Genomic DNA, 18,695 nt, shown 5'->3' with positions numbered 1-18,695 from the left:
CAGAAGGGGGAGACAGGGATGAAAAAAGACGAGAAATTGGGGATTGTATACGCAGGGCTTTCGTACTTGCTATGGGGATTGTTCCCTCTTTATTGGAAATTGCTGAAGCAAGTTCCCGCTTATGAAATTTTAGCGAACCGGATTTTTTGGTCTTTTCTATTTATGCTTGGTTTTCTATTGGTCACAAAGAAATGGTCGTTGTTTCGTCAAACGTTCCGGCAGCTTATTCAACAGCCAAAAATGGGGCTGACATTATTTTTCGCATCCGTGCTGATCAGTGCCAATTGGTTTTTATACATTTGGGCCGTCAATCAAAATCATATCATTGAAACAAGTTTAGGGTACTACATTAACCCGCTTGTGAGCGTACTGTTAGGCGTTTTGATATTAAAAGAAAAACTGTCAAAAGCTCAAGTAGTATCTTTTCTTTTGGCGCTTACTGGCGTTTTAATCCTTACGATTTCGTATGGAAAATTTCCATGGGTGGCCCTTGGGTTGGCTGTCACCTTTGGATTGTATGGTTTGGCCAAAAAAGTAGTCAAAGTCGAATCCGCAACGGGGTTAACGCTTGAAACGCTGTTGATTACTCCATTTTCGCTGCTATTTTTACTGTATTTAAATAGCAATGGTGAATTGATGCTATTCCACCAAAGTGTGGCGACCGATCTTTTGCTTATTGGCGGTGGAATTGTCACGGCAGTTCCTCTTTTGTATTTTGCCAAAGGTGCTCAGCGGATTCCTTTATATATGATTGGATTTTTGCAATACGTTACGCCCACCATGTCTCTGTTGATAGGGATTTTTATTTATCATGAACCATTTTCGACGATCAAATTCATTTCCTTTACATTCATATGGGCGGCGCTTTGTGTATTTTCATTATCACAAATTCGCTTCTTTCATAGAAATGGAAAGAATCCAAAAAGAAAAAGTGAGATTCCTGTTGAAAACTAGAAAATCAATGAAGGAGAGCCTTGGCTCTTCTTTTTTGACATTCATCTAAGTATTAAATAGGGAAGTCTACATTTTCGTATAAAATCCAAAAGTTCTTTCGACTATGTCGAAAGAACTTTTTTAAAAAGAACGGAACAAAGGAACATCATGAGAAGGTATGATCAGTCAGGAGGATGGACCGAAAAGATTCCAACTCTTGTTCTATTCAATTTTTTCTTCTTGGAAAAGTGATCACGCAAAAGGGATTGGTGACTCTTGGCCAATCCTTTTTATGTGCGCCCGGCATGTACATGAACTATAGGGTGTAAGTCCCGAACCCCGAAGACAGAAGTAGAGGTTAGCCAAGAGCAAGGGTGTCCGTGGTGACGCGGAATCTGAAGGAAGCTGGAGGCAAAACACCGGTCCGAGGAACACGAACCTCATATAAGGCTAGGTATGATTGAGTGAGTTTGCATAACAAAACAAAGCTCTTTCTGTCGAAGGTCATATCGAGTAAATGAGGCGGATAGATGGTGTGAAAGTGCATGTACTTACCCGGGGAGGTCTGGCGGATATGTGAAGTACTCTTCATAACCTACTTAGTGATAAGTAGCTGAACCGTCAGAAGTCAGCAGAGGTCATAGTATTAGTTGGTCTAGAACAACTAAGAAGGACCGAACAATTAAGAGAGAATAGCCCTTGGTATTCAGTGAGTCATGATGAACACAGAAAACGTAGTACCTCACTTGAGGGAGGAAGCGGTGAATCCCGTGGGAGACCTCTTGGAGGGTGGAGTGACCACTGGCATAAAGAGAACAGCTATTCACGGAAGTTATAAAGACTTGCGTCAATTATCTTAATTGAACCGCCGTATACGGAACCGTACGTACGGTGGTGTGAGAGGACGGGAGTTAATCGCTCCCTCCTACTCGATAAAAGGTCTAAGAAGAATTTTTAACCAATATGGTTCAAACAGCGATAGGAATTTTTTCAGCGCTCTTTGATTACGTTGTGAAATTGGCTTTATCGTTCAGGAAGCTTTTTTGATGGTTTTATCCTTATGTTTGTTTATGACAAAAGTAAATGTATATATCATGATTAACAAAAGTATAGGAAGAACACTATATGCATACATGGTGTGGTATCCGGTTGAGTTGGCCACAACCCCTAATCCGGAGGAGCCAATCGCTATACCAAGATCCATGGAAGAGAAGAACATGGCGTTGGCAGTCCCTTTTTTGTCTTGCGCCACTCTGCTTACAGCCAGTGCTTGGAGGGAAGGCTGAATAACTCCATATCCAAGGCCGTAAAAGAAACCTGCTATTAATAAGGTCGCCGTATTATAAGTGAAATATAATAACATTAGACCGATAATGCCTGCCATTGCGGCAGGATAAATAAGTACTTTATGTCCAAAATGATCATACAGGCGGCCCGAAATGGGACGTATCACAGTCATAACGATGGCATTGGTCAGAAAGAAAAGAGAAACCGTTCCACCCAGATTCGCTTCTTTTCCTAATTCATTCATGAAACTCACGACACCGCCAAGAGAAATAAAGTAACAAACAATTAATAAACAAGGCAAAAGGGCTTGTTTGTCGAAAGCATATTGAATAAGTGACTGTGCTTGGCTATTTGTCGGTTTGCCGTCCGTCTTTGAAGAGCTTTTGATTGAAAAGCTGAGAATGAGAATAATGGCTGTAAACAACACAGATAAAAAGATAAGAAACATGAAATGAGAAGGCTGCCATCAATGACAATGCCAGCATAGGTCCCAAACTTGTTCCTAGGCTGGTGGAAAGCCCGTAGTAGCCAATCCCTTCTCCAAGACGATGATTCGGAATAATATTGGTTGCCATGGTGGACAACAGAGTTGTGATGATTCCAAAACCGATGCCATGGAAAACTCTCAAAAGGAGAAGGATCGGAACGGATTCCAATTTATAGCTTAATGCGATTGCCAACAGGACGAAGATGAGCGAAAAAATCGCCATCCGCTTCACATTCAGTTTATGCATCAGTATTCCGATAAACGGGCGTGTTACAATCGCCGCTGCCATAAAGGCAGTGGTCATCAAGCCTCCTTGTGCAGGGTTATGTTTAATATCCGAAATGAAGGCGGGATAGCCTGCTGTCAGCATTTGGAGGCAAATAAAAAAGAGAAATGCCATTAATAAGATGACGATAAATTGTTTTGTCCACAATTTTGAGGACTGATGATCCATTGTGATTCCTTCTTTCTATTCTAATTATTCCCTGATGTGTACTATTTTAAATGAAACGATGCATAAAAGCTTCATAAAATCCGTAAACTCAGATTTATGTGTTGGCAAATTCAGTGAAATGGACGAAAGGCTGTATGGGGCGAAAAAGCAAAAAAGGCTTTTGGTAGGTTCAAGTGGTTTGCTACAATAATTGACAGGAATGGAATTTCTTTATTTTAGAATTGGAGGACAGGATGGATGAATAGGAAAAGAATAATAGCTTTGGCTATTGCGGCTATATTGTTCGCAGTTTCTGTCATTGTCAATTTAGCCAGCATCACGCTGACTGCAGACGTTGAAAACCTTTTTGAAGGACTGACAAACCAAGATGGAAATTTCAATGAAGATGTCATCGAGAAAGGAAACACATTGAAGAAAATTGCGGTTTTGGAAGTAAATGGCGTGATTCAAGATACGGGTTCGACTGCCTCATTTTTTGAGACGGGATACAACCACGAAAATTTTATGAAAATGCTTGATAAAGTGGAGCATGATAAGAGCATCAAAGCGATTATATTGAGAGTCAATTCCCCGGGCGGCGGGGTGGCCGAAAGTGCAGAAATCCATGATAAATTAATGGAGATTAAGCAAAAGGCAAAAAAACCGATTTATGTTTCTATGGGCCCGACGGCGGCTTCAGGTGGCTATTATATTTCAACTGCCGGAGATAAAATTTTTGCCAGTCCTGAAACTTTAACGGGCTCTTTAGGAGTGATTATGAACACTGTGAATTACTCCAAATTGGCGCAAAAGTTCGGTGTGGATTTTGTGACTGTTAAAAGCGGTCCTTTCAAGGATATCGGCAGTTCTACCCGCCCGATGACAGAGAAAGAGAAACAAATTTTGCAAACGATGATTAACAACTCTTATCAACAATTTGTAAAAGTGATTTCAGAGGGGCGGCATATTCCGGAAGAACAAGTCAGAAAAATCGCTGACGGTCGTGTGTACGATGGCAGGCAGGCGAAGCAGCTTCACTTAATTGATGAATTCGGTTATTTGGATGATACAATCAAACAATTGAAAAAAGATAAACATTTGAGCGGTGCCGAAGTATTTCGTTATGAAACGAACAGCGGGCTTTCTTCCTTTTTTGCAGCCAGCGCGCAAAAAATGTTTCAAAAGGACGGCGAATGGAACGTGCTGATGAATCTTTTGACTCACTCACAGTCTCCGCGGCTCATGTATTTATATTCTGAGGAGGGATCGTTATGAATGAATCAAGGCACGATCCTGAATTAGAAAAGCCAATAGCCGCTGAAACGAAAAAAGAGGCGGATGACGGATATCATGAGGGCGCAAAGTCTTTTTTGTACGGCCCTCACTATGCTGGCTTTTGGATGCGTTTTTGGGCGTATTTACTTGACTTAATCGTGATTGGAAGTCTTAAACGGATATTGATTTTGCCGGTTTTCCGCTGGCTTGATCTACCCGTTTTTGCCCATGAACTGTTTGCCCCCATCCATGTGGCGAGTGCCGTTCTCTTTTACGGCTATTTTCTTCTATTCACGAAATTCACCGGACAAACGATTGGAAAAATGGTATTTGGCTTAAAAGTCGTCCCGCTGACAGAAGAACGTTTAACTTGGACTGTTGTTTTGTTTCGGGAATTGATCGGGCGCTTTATTGTAACCACTATTGTCATTCTGTATTTAATGGTTGCTTTTATGCCGAAAAAACAAGGATTGCACGATTATTTCGCTGATACAGCCGTTATTCATGAGAAAACGGTGGAAGCTTTAAAACCTGCTTCATAAAGCAGGTTTATTTTTTTGGGGTTTTGTCGATAATGGTGGAAAGGCAAGGGGGCTGCAGTATGGCAATTGTCATGACAATACTGATCTCGATCATCGTATTGATCGTCGTTATTTCGGCAACGGTGCTTCATATCAACATCGTTTTTTGCCATGAGAAAGAAAATGACTACGTTCAGATCCAATTCAAGATTTGGTTTGGCCTTATAAGATATACGATAAAAGTGCCGTTTTTAAAGTTGGTAAAAAACCCCGAAAATAATGAATGGAATTTACAATATGAAACCAACGTCTCTTCTAAAAATCAAAAAAGGACGAAGTACCACTCCCGAAACAACTTGACTCCTGAAGAACTGGTACAAATGATACATAAGGGAAGAGAATTTTTAAAAAAAGTAAAGGATCTCCAGGAGATTGTGAAACACTTTTGCCGTCATATATCAGTTGATTCATTGGTGTGGGAATCGGCTATTGGTGTAAAAAACGCTGCATGGACCGGCATATTAACGGGAACACTATGGGCAGCCAAAGGTGAATTCATCGGTTTATTGAGTAAGTGGATACGATTAAAGACGATGCCGAGATTAAATGTTGTTCCTACTTTTCAATCTCCTTACACAAAGACACGACTTGAGTGTATGCTTCATTTTCGAATAGGATATGCTATTATTGCCGGATTGAAAATAGTCCGTTTTTGGAAGGGAAAACCATCAGAACGTGAGTCTTCTTTCGCAAACAATAAACATCATTCTATCTAACAGGAGGTTGGATTCCCATGTCGGAACATCCGATTAAAGGTTTAATGACAACAGCTATGGAAAATTTAAAAGAAATGATTGACGTGAATACCATTATCGGAGATCCTGTTGAAACACCGGACGGCAGTGTCATATTGACAGTTTCAAAAGTTGGGTTTGGTTTTGCGGCAGGAGGAAGTGAATTCAAACTGGATCAAGATGAGCAAAACAGCCAAGAAGAGAGCCTTCCTTTTGGAGGGGGAAGCGGCGGCGGTGTTTCCATCACACCCATCGCTTTTTTAATCGTCAACTCCCAAGGCTACAAGATGCTTCATGTAGATGAAAACACCCATTTAATGGAGCGGATTTTGGATGTAGCGCCTAATGCAATGGAGAAAATCCAAGGGATGTTTAAAAACAAAGATGGGGGAAGCGCAAACCAAAACAACAGCCAAACGAATAGTCAAAACAACGGTCAAAATAATGGACAGCAATCACAAAATTTGGACTTTAATATTTAAAGGAACAAAGGGGAGCTTTCTATGTGGAAGCTGCCTTTTTTGTGATGAGGCCTGCCTCATCTTATAAAATGAATGAAATCCATCTTCCTATATAAGGCAGCCCTGTTCGAAAAATAGGGAATAAAAAACAGGAAATTTGCATTTCTTTGCCGAATTTCTTTATGATGAAGTTGTAGACCTTAAATAGGAGGAAAAGATATGGCGAAAATTACATTTAAGGGAAATCCCGTTACTCTTTTAGGAAATGAAGTAAAAGTAGGAGATCAAGCGCCGGACTTTACCGTACTTGCCAATGATTTGTCAGAAGTCAAATTATCCGACTATAAAGGAAGCGTGCGGATTTTAAGCTCTGTTCCCTCTCTGGATACGGGAGTATGCGATGCTCAAACCCGCCGTTTTAATGAAGAAGCAGCCAAATTGGATGGAGTGAAAGTTTTAACGATATCAGCGGATCTGCCATTTGCCCAAAAACGTTGGTGTGCTTCAAGTGGATTGGAAGATGTGATTACGCTTTCCGACCACCGCGACCTTTCCTTCGGCAATGCCTATGGAGTCGTGATGAAAGAACTTCGTCTCTTAGCACGGGCTGTCTTTGTGGTTGACAGTAATGATAAAATTACCTATGTTGAATATGTGAGCGAAGGAACCAATCATCCTGATTACGAAGCTGCCATTCAGGCTGCTAAGGAAGCAAAATAATGGCTAACGTCTTTAGCGAAAGAGTATCTCCCAAATAGGACGTTCATCATACAATGTTTATTGCATAAAAAACAAAACGACATGATGGCCTGTGAAAAGGTATCATGCTTTTGTGAGCAAACAGTTGAAATTTTGCCGATCGTCCGAAACGGAATGCAGCTTTTACGGACGCTAATCAGGAAGAAACGAAAAAAACATGCCGAATAGGGATGCGATCTCTGTTCGGTTTTTTATTGAATGGGCTCTGTATTTTAATGAGAGATAAAGGAGGTATGTCGGTGAGTACCAATACAACATCTTCCATGGAATCGTTATTCTATGTTTTAGATCAAACAACGGACATGCTGCAAAAGGCTCTTTCTTGCACCTATCTGGAAGCTCTTGCGGAAAGTGCCGACAACTTGTTTCAAGGTATGGTGCTGCAAGAAGAAATCAGCGAAAAGACAAAAAAGGAGCTTCAAACGCAATACGATCGTATTTCATTAGATTCGATGCCAAAAGAACATATTCGAAAAGCTTATCAACTGGCCATCCTAAAAGGAATGAAGAAAAACGTTCAGCCAAATCACCAAATGACGCCGGACTCCATTGGTTTGTTTGTCAGTTATCTCATGCAAAAATTTATGGCAGACTACGATCAATACAGTCTTTTGGATCCTGCGGTCGGAACCGGAAATTTGCTGACGACCATCTTGAATCAGCAATCTGATCAAAACATCCATGCAACCGGAATTGATGTAGATGATTTATTAATAAAGCTTGCCTATGCAGGGGCCAATCTGTTAAAGCATCCGATTCAATTTTATAATCAGGACGCTTTGGAACCGCTTTTCGTTGATTTGGCAGATGCAGTGGTGTGCGATTTGCCTGTCGGCTATTATCCAAATGACGATCAAGCCCAAAATTATCGGTTAAAAGCGAAGGAAGGCCATTCCTATGCTCACCATCTTTTTATCGAGCAAAGCATCCGCTATACAAAACCCGCCGGATTTTTATTTTTTTTGATTCCAAATTTTCTTTTTGAATCGCCTCAGGCTGATCAATTGAGAGGCTTTTTGAAAGATGAAGTATATATACAGGCAGTGATACAGCTCCCTCTTTCCGTTTTTAAAAATAAAAATGCGGCCAAAAGCATTTTGATTTTGCAGAAGAAAAGCGAAGATGTAAAAGCACCTGAACAAGTGTTATTAGCAGACTTGCCATCTTTGACCAATAAAAAAGCGATGGAAGGAATGATCGCGAAAATTGAAAGCTGGTTTTTAGAGAAAAAACGCGGTCAATAATAAGCTGATTTCGTTCAGAAGGAGAGGGCTTGCAGAAGCGATGCCGTTCAAATCCCCCCTTATTGGCTGCAATAGAATCATGTTGAGATCAAACTTTTACCATGTTTTGTTTCAAGACTGACATTTGCCTGTTTAAGGCCAACATCAGCATTTAGCGCTCCTATAAAAATTCGAAAGGAGGGAGCATAGGGGTTCAATGGCTAGCGTGTGTTGGGACAATGGGGTATACCATCGCCGGACGGTATACGGTGGTTTACATTGTCCATGTGTCTAGGGAAAAAAGATGATGAATGAAAATAATTTCGTTTTGGACATGTTTTTCTTTCATCATCTTCTTGGATGCATAAAGTTGGAGTCCCCTGTGCGAATAATGATGAATTGGACCGAGCGAGACGAAGCCGTTTGGGAAGAAATTCTGAAATGGGAACAAACATTATTGGAATATGAAGGAAATGACCTCCAAACAACGTACATAAAATGGCTTGAACGTACCTTTGCCTCTTTTCCTGAGGAGTGGCAGGAAGCGTTTTTAACCAAACTGGATCAATGGATGTTTCAAGTTCAATCGCTGCTTCAAGGATCACAAATTCAAGAAGAAGCTCGGGAAAGAATCCTCGTTTCAGCTCGCGCTTTTGATGATTCCGTCGTGGATATTCCGGATTTGCGGAAATTGACGATTGATCAGCTCCATTATTTAAACAGACAACATTCGGCTCGGCACCGTTTGTATTCGTTTATTCAAGGAGGAATGACCGGAAAAGGCGGCTTTTTGTCGGCCGTTTCCGATTTTCCCATTCTTATTGCCATTAATGTTCGGGCTGTTCAACTAACGGCTATGACTTACGGATTCGATGTTCAATCTCCTTATGAAACGATGATCTCCTTAAAAGTCTTCCATGCAGCAGTGTTGCCGAAACAGGTTCAAATTTACGGATGGAAAAAATTATTGGAAGATCTGGAAAACAAACAAGATGTTTATTTTTACGATGATTCTGAACAACTTGCGGACCCCCTGTGGTTGAATGAAATCGTGAAACAGCTGATGAAGCTGATGGCCATCAACATGTTTAAAAAGAAGCAAAATGACAAATTTCCTCTCATCCGGATGGCTATCGGTGCCAATTTCAATTATCAATTCACAAAAAAAGTAACGGAGTATGCAGAGAAGTACTACCAATACCGCTTGTTGCTGGATAAGAAAGGAGATATGAAATGAGTGCGTCAGACCACAAAAAGGGAGGGCCTCAACATGTGAAGGCTGCGGTCATTACGGTGAGCGATACTCGGACTCAAGAAAACGACAAAAGCGGAGCGCTTATTCAAAAACTATTGTTGGAACATCATCATGAAGTGGTTCAATATGAAATTGTCAAAGATGACAGTCTATCCATTCGCCGTCTTGTAACGGAAATTATTCGCAAAAAAATAGCGGATTGTATTCTTTTAAATGGAGGTACCGGTATTTCAAAGAGAGACGTAACAATTGAAACCGTTAAGCCGCTATTTGAAAAGGAATTGGCAGGTTTTGGAGAATTGTTTCGAATGCTCAGCTACACAGAGGACATCGGTTCTGCGGCTATTTTATCGAGAGCAGCAGCAGGTGTATCCGGCGGTGTCGCTATTTTCTCCATGCCTGGATCGACCGGGGCAGTGAAGCTGGCGATGGAAAAATTGATCTTACCTGAAATTCGCCATATTGTAAATGAAATTCGCAAGTAGGGGCTGTCCTAAAAGCTCCTTTTAAACAAGAAACCTCGACGAGATAAAACAATTTATCTTGTCGGGGTTTCTTTGTATCAAAAAGTTATGGGCGATGGCAATTGACCCTAATTCGATCGTTGCCTTAGCCGGTCCCATGTTGTATTTAATCAAAGCAGCTGAAAAGTGACTTGAAAGAATCACTTCATTCAATGTCAGCTTGGCGATTACATGATAATGAAAGGACGATTTTTTGCACCGGACTACGTGAAATTTTAGGTGATGATCTTGAAACCGGCGAGACTCCTGCGGGAAAAGGGAGCCAGGCGGACCCCGCAGCGAGAGACGAGCGAGGAGGTTTGCGGATCGCCCGCGGAAAGCACCTATGTCATTTTGAAACAATCCCTTTTTTGTTTTCAATATGCTCGTATTCTTATACACCTCCATTTGGTCGCGAAAATATTTTTTCAATCCCGAACGTTCTTCCTTCTTTTCAATAAGATATTTATTGTATACAGCCAGTGTTCGCTAAAACAAAGCATTGTTTGAAAAAGTATTGAATAAAAAATAAAATTAGAAAATTTTTATTCAATGGCCCTTGAAAGAAGAAACGGAAAATGATATTCTTATAGACATATAAAAAAGGAATAAAAATAACTATTGATGAATATTTATACGACCAAAAGGGGGATCCATGATGGGTAAAAAAGTTGTGCTCGCTTATTCGGGCGGTTTAGATACATCGGTGGCCATCCAATGGCTGAAAGATCAAGGGTATGATGTTGTTGCCTGCTGCCTTGATGTAGGGGAAGGAAAAGATTTGAAATTTATTCAAGAAAAAGCGTTGAAAGTCGGAGCTGTGGAAAGCTATGTCCTCGATGTAAAAGAAGAGTTTGCTAATGAATACGCTCTGTTGGCTTTACAAGCTCATGCTCTTTATGAAGGAAAATATCCGCTGGTTTCAGCTCTGTCAAGACCGCTCATTTCGAAAAAATTGGTGGAAATAGCTGAAAAAGAAGGTGCCGTGGCGGTGGCGCATGGCTGCACGGGCAAAGGGAATGACCAAGTTCGCTTTGAACTTTCGATCAACGCTTTAAATCCGGATCTTGAAGTGTTGGCTCCTGTCCGTGAATGGAGCTGGTCGCGTGAAGAAGAAATTGAATATGCCAAACAAAAAGGAATTCCTATTCCGGTTGATTTAGACAGTCCTTTTTCCATTGACAAGAACTTATGGGGAAGAAGCAATGAATGCGGGATATTGGAAGATCCTTGGGCTGCTCCGCCGGAAGAAGCATATGAATTGACCACAAGTATTGAGTTTACGCCGGATACTCCGGAAATCATAGAAATCGATTTTGAAAAGGGAGTGCCTGTAGCTTTAAACGGCAAGCGTTACGCGCTTTCGGAACTGATTTTGGAATTAAACAAAATCGCAGGAAAGCATGGAGTGGGACGTATTGATCACGTTGAAAACCGACTTGTCGGAATCAAATCAAGAGAAGTGTATGAATGCCCAGGCGCGATGACATTAATTTTAGCCCATAAAGAATTGGAAGATTTAACGCTTGTAAAAGAATTGGCTCATTTTAAACCTGTCATTGAAAAGAAACTAACGGAAGTCATTTATGAAGGCTTATGGTTTTCCCCCATTAAAGACGCATTAAAGGCCTTTTTGCAAGAAACGCAAAAATTTGTCACCGGCACTGTCCGTGTCAAACTGTTTAAAGGCCATGCCATTGTAGAAGGAAGAAAATCAAATTATTCTCTTTACAACGAAAAACTGGCAACGTATACGGTTGAAGACGAATTTGATCATCAAGCAGCAGTCGGCTTCATTAAATTGTTCGGCTTGCCGACGAAAGTGAATGCGATGGTTCATCAAGAAAAGGAGAAGGTTCAAGCATGAAAAAATTATGGGGCGGGCGCTTCCAAAAATCAGCAGAAGAATGGGTAGACGAATTTGGCGCATCCATTTCGTTCGACCAAGAGCTCGTTCTTGAAGACATAGAAGGAAGCCTTGCACATGTCACCATGCTCGGAAAGTGCGGCATCCTTTCCCAAGAAGAGACGGATAAAATCAAAGAAGGGTTGCTCCGCTTAAAAGAAAAAGCGGAAAGAGACGAACTCACCTTTTCGATTTCCGAAGAAGATATCCATTTAAATTTAGAAAAAATGCTGATCGAAGAAATCGGACCTGTTGGTGGAAAACTTCATACCGGGCGGAGCCGAAATGACCAAGTGGCCACCGATATGCATCTTTATTTAAAAAAACAAGTTCAGTCGATTATCCAATTGATTACTTCTTTCCAAGAAACGATTATTGAAAAAGCGGAGAGGCATGTGGAAACAGTGGCGCCCGGATACACACATTTACAGAGGGCGCAGCCGATTTCTTTTGCTCACCATTTGATGGCTTATTTTTGGATGCTTGAGCGGGACAAAAAACGATATCAAGAATCGTTAAAACGTATTGACGTTTCTCCGTTGGGGGCCGGGGCGCTTGCCGGGACCACCTTTCCTATTGATCGGGAATATTCGGCCGCCTTATTGGGATTTTCAAGCATTTATCAAAATAGCTTGGATGCAGTAAGCGATCGCGATTTTATCATCGAATTTTTAAATGATTCCTCTATTTTAATGATGCATCTTTCGCGATTTGCAGAAGAGCTTATTTTATGGTCAAGCCAAGAGTTTCAATTCATTGAATTGGATGATGCGTTTTCAACCGGCAGCAGCATCATGCCTCAAAAGAAAAATCCGGATATGGCTGAATTGATTCGTGGTAAAACGGGCAGAGTCTACGGGCATTTAATTTCTTTGTTGACGGTATTAAAAGGATTGCCGTTAGCTTATAACAAAGATATGCAGGAAGATAAGGAAGGAATGTTTGACGTTGTCCATACGGTTATGGGTTCATTGAAAATCTTTAACGGAATGGTACGGACGATGAAGGTGAATGAATCGAAGCTGACGGAATCTGTCCATCATGATTTTTCGAATGCGACGGAACTCGCCGATTATTTGGCGGCAAAAGGAATCCCTTTTCGAGAGGCGCATGAAATTGTCGGAAAACTAGTTCTCCATTGCATCCAAAAGAAATGTTATTTGGCCGATTTGTCATTGGAAGATTTGAAGGAAGCCTCTCCGGTCATTGAGGAGGATATTTATCAAATTCTCTCACCCTACCAAGCAGTCAAAAGAAGAAATTCTTTAGGCGGGACCGGGTTTGAACAAGTGAAGCAGCAAATACAATATGCGAAAGAGCTTCTTTCACAACCGTTATCTAATGATAAAAGACAAATGGATCTCCCGGTGTAAAGGCTTCATTTCTACTAAAGGCTGAATACGGTGACTGCGCTAAAAAAGCATGCTTTAAGCATGCTTTTTTAGCGCAGATATCGGTCAAGCAAATCTTTGAAAAGTTTTGCCGATTATGATTTGTTTGTGCGGACAATTAAAACGTCGCATCGGGCTGATCGTGCGATATGTTCGGAAACGCTTCCAATCAAGAATCGTTCAACAGCATTCATACCTGTGGCTCCACAAATAATCAAGTCCGCTTCGACTTTTTTAGCGACATCTCTGGGAATGACCGCTTTAGGAGAACCGTGTTCTAAAAACGTAACGATATTTTTTACACCCGCTTTTTCGGCTTTCTTTTTGTAGTCTTCCAGAAGCTCCTGTCCGTATTTTTCAGCTTGTGCGGTGATAGTGTAGTCATAGGCTTCAACGCCTGCAAATACTCGGGTGTCGATGACATGAACCAAGTAGATGGTGGCTTCATTGCGCTTGGCGATTTCGATGGATTTTTTAAAGGCCCATTCCGCCTCTTGAGAACCGTCGACTGCTACCAGAATATGTTTATATTGGGTATCCATTTCTTATACCTCCTTTTTCTTCATTGTAAAACAAATAGGAGTATATATGTGTGGAAATTTTTCGAAAAATGTAGCAATATCATTATCATATGTGTGAAAAAGGAGAAAATGTACATTTGAAAATCTTTTTTGGCAAGGTCGAAAGTCAGGGGAGCCTAAAACGAATTTCTCATAAAGTGGAAGAGCAGGCCGCTACAGAAGAGTTATCATTGAAAAATCCTTTTTATCAGTCTTTTTTCTTAGTGAAAAAGAACTTGTCTATAAAACGGACAAGTTCTTTTATGTGCGCCCGGCATGTACATGAACTATAGGGTGTAAGTCCCGAACCCCGAAGACAGAAGTAGAGGTTAGCCAAGAGCAAGGGTGTCCGTGGTGACGCGGAATCTGAAGGAAGCTGGAGGCAAAACACCGGTCCGAGGAACACGAACCTCATATAAGGCTAGGTATGATTGAGTGAGTTTGCATAACAAAACAAAGCTCTTTCTGTCGAAGGTCATATCGAGTAAATGAGGCGGATAGATGGTGTGAAAGTGCATGTACTTACCCGGGGAGGTCTGGCGGATATGTGAAGTACTCTTCATAACCTACTTAGTGATAAGTAGCTGAACCGTCAGAAGTCAGCAGAGGTCATAGTATTAGTTGGTCTAGAACAACTAAGAAGGACCGAACAATTAAGAGAGAATAGCCCTTGGTATTCAGTGAGTCATGATGAACACAGAAAACGTAGTACCTCACTTGAGGGAGGAAGCGGTGAATCCCGTGGGAGACCTCTTGGAGGGTGGAGTGACCACTGGCATAAAGAGAACAGCTATTCACGGAAGTTATAAAGACTTGCGTCAATTATCTTAATTGAACCGCCGTATACGGAACCGTACGTACGGTGGTGTGAGAGGACGGGAGTTAATCGCTCCCTCCTACTCGATTTACAGGATGGAGGCGACATCGCGGAATCTCAGGGGAAGCGCAAAGCCGGCTCTCGTGCGACTGCAGCCAGTCTGTTAAGAGAAAGACTTTGTCACTCTAATCCCCGAATGTATTGCTTTTATTCCGCTTTCCCTATTTACTTAATAATTTGCAATTCTTTCGGATATTTCGTCAGCACTTCCACACCTTTGTCAGTCACGACAACATCATCTTCGATTCGGACACCGGCTTTTTCTTGGACATAAATGCCAGGTTCAATCGTGAAGACCATGCCTTTTTTTAAGGCTAAATCGTTTGTCTCCGTCACATACGGATATTCGTGGACGCTGATTCCTAATCCGTGACCGAGGCGATGGGAAAAATATTCTCCGTATCCAGCTTGTGAAATGATATTTCTCGCTGTCAAATCCAGTTCTTTCAATGGAACGCCCGGTTTGACCGCGCGGACTGCCGTTTGCTGGGCTGTTAAAACCGTTTGGTAAATGGTTTCTTGTTCATCTGTTATGTCCCCGTAGGCGACGGTTCGTGTAATGTCTGAGCAATATCCTTTATAAACAACACCTAAGTCAAACAATACTAAATCGCCTTTTTTCACTTTAGACGCTCCAGGAGTTCCATGCGGGGATGAAGCATTTTTTCCTGTTAAGACCATCGTAGCGAATGACATTTCCGAAATTCCTTTTTTCTTGAGTTCATATTCAATCGCGGCGATGATCTCAAGCTCGGTTTTTCCCTCTTTTAATTCTGAAACTCCCACTTGAACAGCGTAATCAGCATATTCTGCCGCTTTTCTCATCAGCTGTATTTCTTCCACATCTTTGATCATTCGCAGTTGGTTTAATGTATCATCCAATCCAGTAAAGGACGCATCAGAGAATCGGGAAGCCAGTTGTTCATATCGGCTAATATTTAAATGTTCCTTTTCCAGCGCGATTTTTCGTACGGAATTGAGCCGTGACTTGACGGCTTTTTCGATTTCTTCCCACGGATTCACAATGTCGCTGTAGCCGATGATTTCATGCTCCCAGCCGGCCTTTTTCGCTTCTTTCGCTTCCATCTGCGGACAAATCAAAAAAGGTTCCTCCCGTTGAAAAACGCCAACGGCTAAAACACGTTCGTGAGGATCGCTTCTATAATTCGTAAAATAAAAAACATTATCAGGCAATGTAATGAAAGAAAAGTCAATCTCTGTTTCTTTCATCCAATCTATCAAATTTCTCAATCGGCTGTTCATGGTTATATCCCCCTCATTGATTCCTTAAATATAAGCGTAACAGCAAAATATAGGAAAGTAAACAAAGATGTAGGCAGAGTGTTTTTTGATAAAATTTGGGCAATTTTGACAATACAGTAAATGATGGAATCTCAAAAAGAAATCTTATAAGGCAGGATTTTTGGACGTTGCCAACGAAATATGCAAAAATGAGAAATATAAATAGTGTAAGAAAGGAGATTGAAATATGAAAATTTCTTACCACGGCCACTCTATCGTTAAAATTGAAACAAATGGAAAGACGATTCTGATTGATCCATTTATCACCGGAAACGAATTAACGGACTTGAAGGCTGACGAGGTAAAAGCGGATGCGATTATTTTAACGCATGGTCATTCGGATCATGTAGGAGATACGGTTGAGATTGCCAAAAGAAATCATTCCCAAGTGATCGCCATTAATGAACTGGCTGTTTATTTAGGAAAGCAAGGACTGAACACTCATGGCATGAGCATTGGGGGAGCTTATGAATTTGATTTTGGAAAAGTCAAATTCACACAAGCGTTTCACGGAACCGGGTTTGAAACAAAAGATGGACAGATCCTTTATATGGGGATGCCGGCAGGCGTACTGGTCATGGCTGAAGGAAAAACGATTTTCCATGCGGGAGACACCGGGTTATTTTCTGATTTGAAACTGATCGGCGAAAGACATCCGATCGATATTGCGTTTTTGCCCATTGGAGATAACTTTACGATGGGACCGGAAGATGCGGCGATTGCAGCTAAATTTTTGGGAGCTAAGACAGTCGTACCGATTCATTACAACACGTTCCCGGTTATTAAACAAGATCCCGCTCGCTTTATTGAATTGCTGGAAGATCAAAACGGCAAAATTCTGGAGCCGGGTGACAGCATCGAGCTGTAATCAAATGACAGTAAGGAGCTGGCTGATCAAGGGAAATGCCTACCTTGTTTCGGTTCAGCTCTTTTTGGATGGTTTTCTTAACGGTCTCCATGCTAATTGAATCGCTCTGTTTTTCACTTTATAATGGGAATAGATGATGAAAGGGAAAGGTGAAAAACTTGGCGACCAAACATGAGCAGATTTTAGAGTATATAGAAGGACTTCCTATAGGTGAAAAGATTTCTGTAAGACAAATTGCCAAAGCGTTAAATGTAAGCGAAGGAACGGCTTATCGGGCTATTAAAGATGCGGAAACGAAAGGATTCGTCAGCGCCATTGAAAGGGTAGGAACCATTCGCATCGAGAAAAAGAAGAAAGAAAATATCGAGAAACTTACCTATGCGGAAGTAGTCAATATTATTGACGGTCAAGTGCTGGGCGGTCGTGCCGGGTTGTATAAAACGTTGAACAAATTTGTAATCGGAGCGATGAAGCTGGATGCCATGATGCGGTATACGGGAGCGGGCAATCTGTTGATTGTCGGCAATCGCACCCAAGCTCATGAATTGGCGCTGCGGGCGGGGGCAGGCGTACTGATTACCGGAGGATTTGACACAGAAGACCATGTGAAAAAATTAGCTGATGAATTAGAACTGCCGATTATATCGACCAGTTACGATACATTTACGGTGGCTACCATGATCAACCGTGCTATTTACGACCAGCTGATCAAAAAGGAAATTATTTTAGTTGGAGATACTTTGACTCCCGTTGAAAAAACAGCGTACTTAACGTTATCCGACACCGTTGGCGACTATCATGAAAAGAATAAGAAAACAGGCCACGGACGGTTTCCTGTTGTGGATCAACAATTGAAAGTGGTAGGCATTGTCACAACGAAAGATATTATGGGATATGAATCGGATGTATCGATTGAAAAAGTCATGACGAAAAAGCCTTTGACCGTAAGCCAACGGACGAGTGTCGCTTCGGCTGCCCATATGATGATTTGGGAGGGAATCGAAGTATTGCCGGTCGTCGATGATCAGAATAAGCTGCAAGGGATTATCAGCAGACAAGATGTATTGAAGGCCCTGCAGATGAATTCGCGCCAACCTCAAGTAGGGGAAACGATTGATGATCTGATTACGAAGCAATTCGATATTTCCACTTCCAATCAAGAACAGTCGAACGTGTATAAATTTGAGGTCACCCCCCAAATGACAAACCAGCTGGGTACTATCTCCTATGGAGTTTTTACAACATTAGTGACGGAAGCAGCCAATCGGGCATTAAAAGCGCAAAAAAAAGGCGATCACGTTGTGGAAAATATGACGATTTATTACTTTAAGCCTGTCCAATTAGAAAGCATGATCGAAATCCATCCGAAAGTATTAGAGGCTGGAAGAAAATTTGGGAAAATTGATATTGAAGTATTCAATGAGAACAAACTGGTCGGAAAAGCTCTGTTGATGGTTCAAATGATCGATAGATGACAGCTGTCCGCCAAAACGAGCAGCTGTCGAAAGAAATTTCAAGAGGATTTGTCCCATTCTGCTGCTTCTTGTTTGACATACGGGGTAAAATGACGGTAAGCTTTGAAGCCGGCCCATACGCTGGAAAATCCAAGAACTATAAAGATCGTCGCTATCGCGTAGGCCACTGTCGATTGCTGAACGAAAAACGTGTTGATGCCGAACAAACCTACAAAAAGACCCAGCATCATGCTTGATTTTGCGGAGAGCCATTTTCTTTCCATTGGACGGTTGCTTCTTACGTACTGAATTTTATAGAAAAGATAAAAAGCCAGCGATAAAACAATGAAAAAAACAAAAACGGGCATTTGCATTCCTCCACTAGTACATTCTCATTCCATTGTAT

At 41.5% G+C, this 18,695-nt stretch carries 16 protein-coding genes and 1 pseudogene; 13 read left to right on the top strand and 4 right to left on the bottom strand.

What is annotated here, in order from left to right; all coding sequences use genetic code 11:
- Positions 1–18: 18 nt before the first annotated feature.
- Positions 19–954 carry an EamA family transporter RarD gene (gene rarD, locus BSM4216_RS11835; protein WP_003355654.1) on the top strand — a complete coding sequence of 312 codons (936 nt, stop codon included), beginning with the start codon at positions 19–21 and terminating at the stop codon, positions 952–954.
- Positions 955–1,963: 1,009 nt separating this feature from the next.
- Here the strand turns inward: rarD and BSM4216_RS17290 are convergent.
- Positions 1,964–3,077: pseudogene (locus tag BSM4216_RS17290) on the bottom strand (MFS transporter).
- A gap of 321 nt (positions 3,078–3,398) precedes the next feature.
- Here BSM4216_RS17290 and sppA point away from each other — a divergent pair.
- The 10 genes from sppA (at position 3,399) to argH (ending at position 13,210) form a co-directional block, all read left to right on the top strand.
- Positions 3,399–4,415, top strand: coding sequence for a signal peptide peptidase SppA (sppA, locus tag BSM4216_RS11820; RefSeq protein ID WP_048623829.1), 1,017 nt, complete (start codon positions 3,399–3,401; stop codon positions 4,413–4,415).
- Entirely contained in the window at positions 4,412–4,957 is a 546-nt protein-coding gene (locus BSM4216_RS11815; RefSeq protein ID WP_048623828.1) for an RDD family protein, read from the top strand. The genes sppA and BSM4216_RS11815 overlap by 4 nt, the downstream gene beginning before the upstream one ends.
- Positions 4,958–5,016: 59 nt before the next feature.
- Positions 5,017–5,712 carry a DUF2953 domain-containing protein gene (locus BSM4216_RS11810; protein WP_048623827.1) on the top strand — a complete coding sequence of 232 codons (696 nt, stop codon included), beginning with the start codon at positions 5,017–5,019 and terminating at the stop codon, positions 5,710–5,712.
- Positions 5,713–5,729: 17 nt separating this feature from the next.
- Entirely contained in the window at positions 5,730–6,212 is a 483-nt protein-coding gene (ytfJ, locus tag BSM4216_RS11805) for a GerW family sporulation protein (protein WP_048623826.1), read from the top strand.
- Between the two features lie 198 nt (positions 6,213–6,410).
- On the top strand, positions 6,411–6,911 hold the full coding sequence (gene tpx / locus BSM4216_RS11800; RefSeq protein ID WP_048623825.1) for a thiol peroxidase: 501 nt from the start codon (positions 6,411–6,413) through the stop codon (positions 6,909–6,911).
- 302 nt (positions 6,912–7,213) lie between these two features.
- Positions 7,214–8,194 carry a class I SAM-dependent methyltransferase gene (locus tag BSM4216_RS11795; protein WP_244878073.1) on the top strand — a complete coding sequence of 327 codons (981 nt, stop codon included), beginning with the start codon at positions 7,214–7,216 and terminating at the stop codon, positions 8,192–8,194.
- 370 nt (positions 8,195–8,564) lie between these two features.
- Positions 8,565–9,410, top strand: coding sequence for an EcsC family protein (locus tag BSM4216_RS11790; protein ID WP_234395503.1), 846 nt, complete (start codon positions 8,565–8,567; stop codon positions 9,408–9,410).
- Positions 9,407–9,913 carry a MogA/MoaB family molybdenum cofactor biosynthesis protein gene (locus tag BSM4216_RS11785; RefSeq protein WP_003355641.1) on the top strand — a complete coding sequence of 169 codons (507 nt, stop codon included), beginning with the start codon at positions 9,407–9,409 and terminating at the stop codon, positions 9,911–9,913. The genes BSM4216_RS11790 and BSM4216_RS11785 overlap by 4 nt, the downstream gene beginning before the upstream one ends.
- 673 nt (positions 9,914–10,586) lie before the next feature.
- Positions 10,587–11,798, top strand: a complete 1,212-nt coding sequence (locus tag BSM4216_RS11775) for an argininosuccinate synthase (RefSeq protein ID WP_048623822.1) — start codon at positions 10,587–10,589, stop codon at positions 11,796–11,798.
- Positions 11,795–13,210 carry an argininosuccinate lyase gene (argH, locus tag BSM4216_RS11770; RefSeq protein ID WP_048623821.1) on the top strand — a complete coding sequence of 472 codons (1,416 nt, stop codon included), beginning with the start codon at positions 11,795–11,797 and terminating at the stop codon, positions 13,208–13,210. The genes BSM4216_RS11775 and argH overlap by 4 nt, the downstream gene beginning before the upstream one ends.
- A gap of 113 nt (positions 13,211–13,323) precedes the next feature.
- On the opposite strand, the gene BSM4216_RS11765 is transcribed toward argH, so the two are convergent.
- Entirely contained in the window at positions 13,324–13,770 is a 447-nt protein-coding gene (locus BSM4216_RS11765) for a universal stress protein (protein WP_003355638.1), read from the bottom strand.
- Between the two features lie 1,060 nt (positions 13,771–14,830).
- Positions 14,831–15,928 carry a M24 family metallopeptidase gene (locus BSM4216_RS11755; protein ID WP_003355635.1) on the bottom strand — a complete coding sequence of 366 codons (1,098 nt, stop codon included), beginning with the start codon at positions 15,926–15,928 and terminating at the stop codon, positions 14,831–14,833.
- 226 nt (positions 15,929–16,154) lie between these two features.
- On the opposite strand from BSM4216_RS11755, the gene BSM4216_RS11750 reads away from it, so the two are divergent.
- On the top strand, positions 16,155–16,835 hold the full coding sequence (locus BSM4216_RS11750; protein WP_003355634.1) for a metal-dependent hydrolase: 681 nt from the start codon (positions 16,155–16,157) through the stop codon (positions 16,833–16,835).
- 158 nt (positions 16,836–16,993) lie between these two features.
- The gene (locus BSM4216_RS11745) at positions 16,994–18,310 is read left to right on the top strand and encodes a DRTGG domain-containing protein (protein ID WP_040341853.1); all 1,317 of its coding nucleotides are present in this window, start codon (positions 16,994–16,996) and stop codon (positions 18,308–18,310) included.
- A gap of 38 nt (positions 18,311–18,348) precedes the next feature.
- Here the strand turns inward: BSM4216_RS11745 and BSM4216_RS11740 are convergent, their stop codons facing one another.
- The gene (locus BSM4216_RS11740; RefSeq protein WP_003355632.1) at positions 18,349–18,657 is read right to left on the bottom strand and encodes a YtpI family protein; all 309 of its coding nucleotides are present in this window, start codon (positions 18,655–18,657) and stop codon (positions 18,349–18,351) included.
- Positions 18,658–18,695: the final 38 nt, after the last annotated feature.

The organism is Bacillus smithii, assembly GCF_001050115.1.
GTDB lineage: Bacteria > Bacillota > Bacilli > Bacillales > DSM-4216 > Bacillus_O > Bacillus_O smithii.
This window is presented reverse-complemented; position numbering and strand designations above follow the sequence as displayed.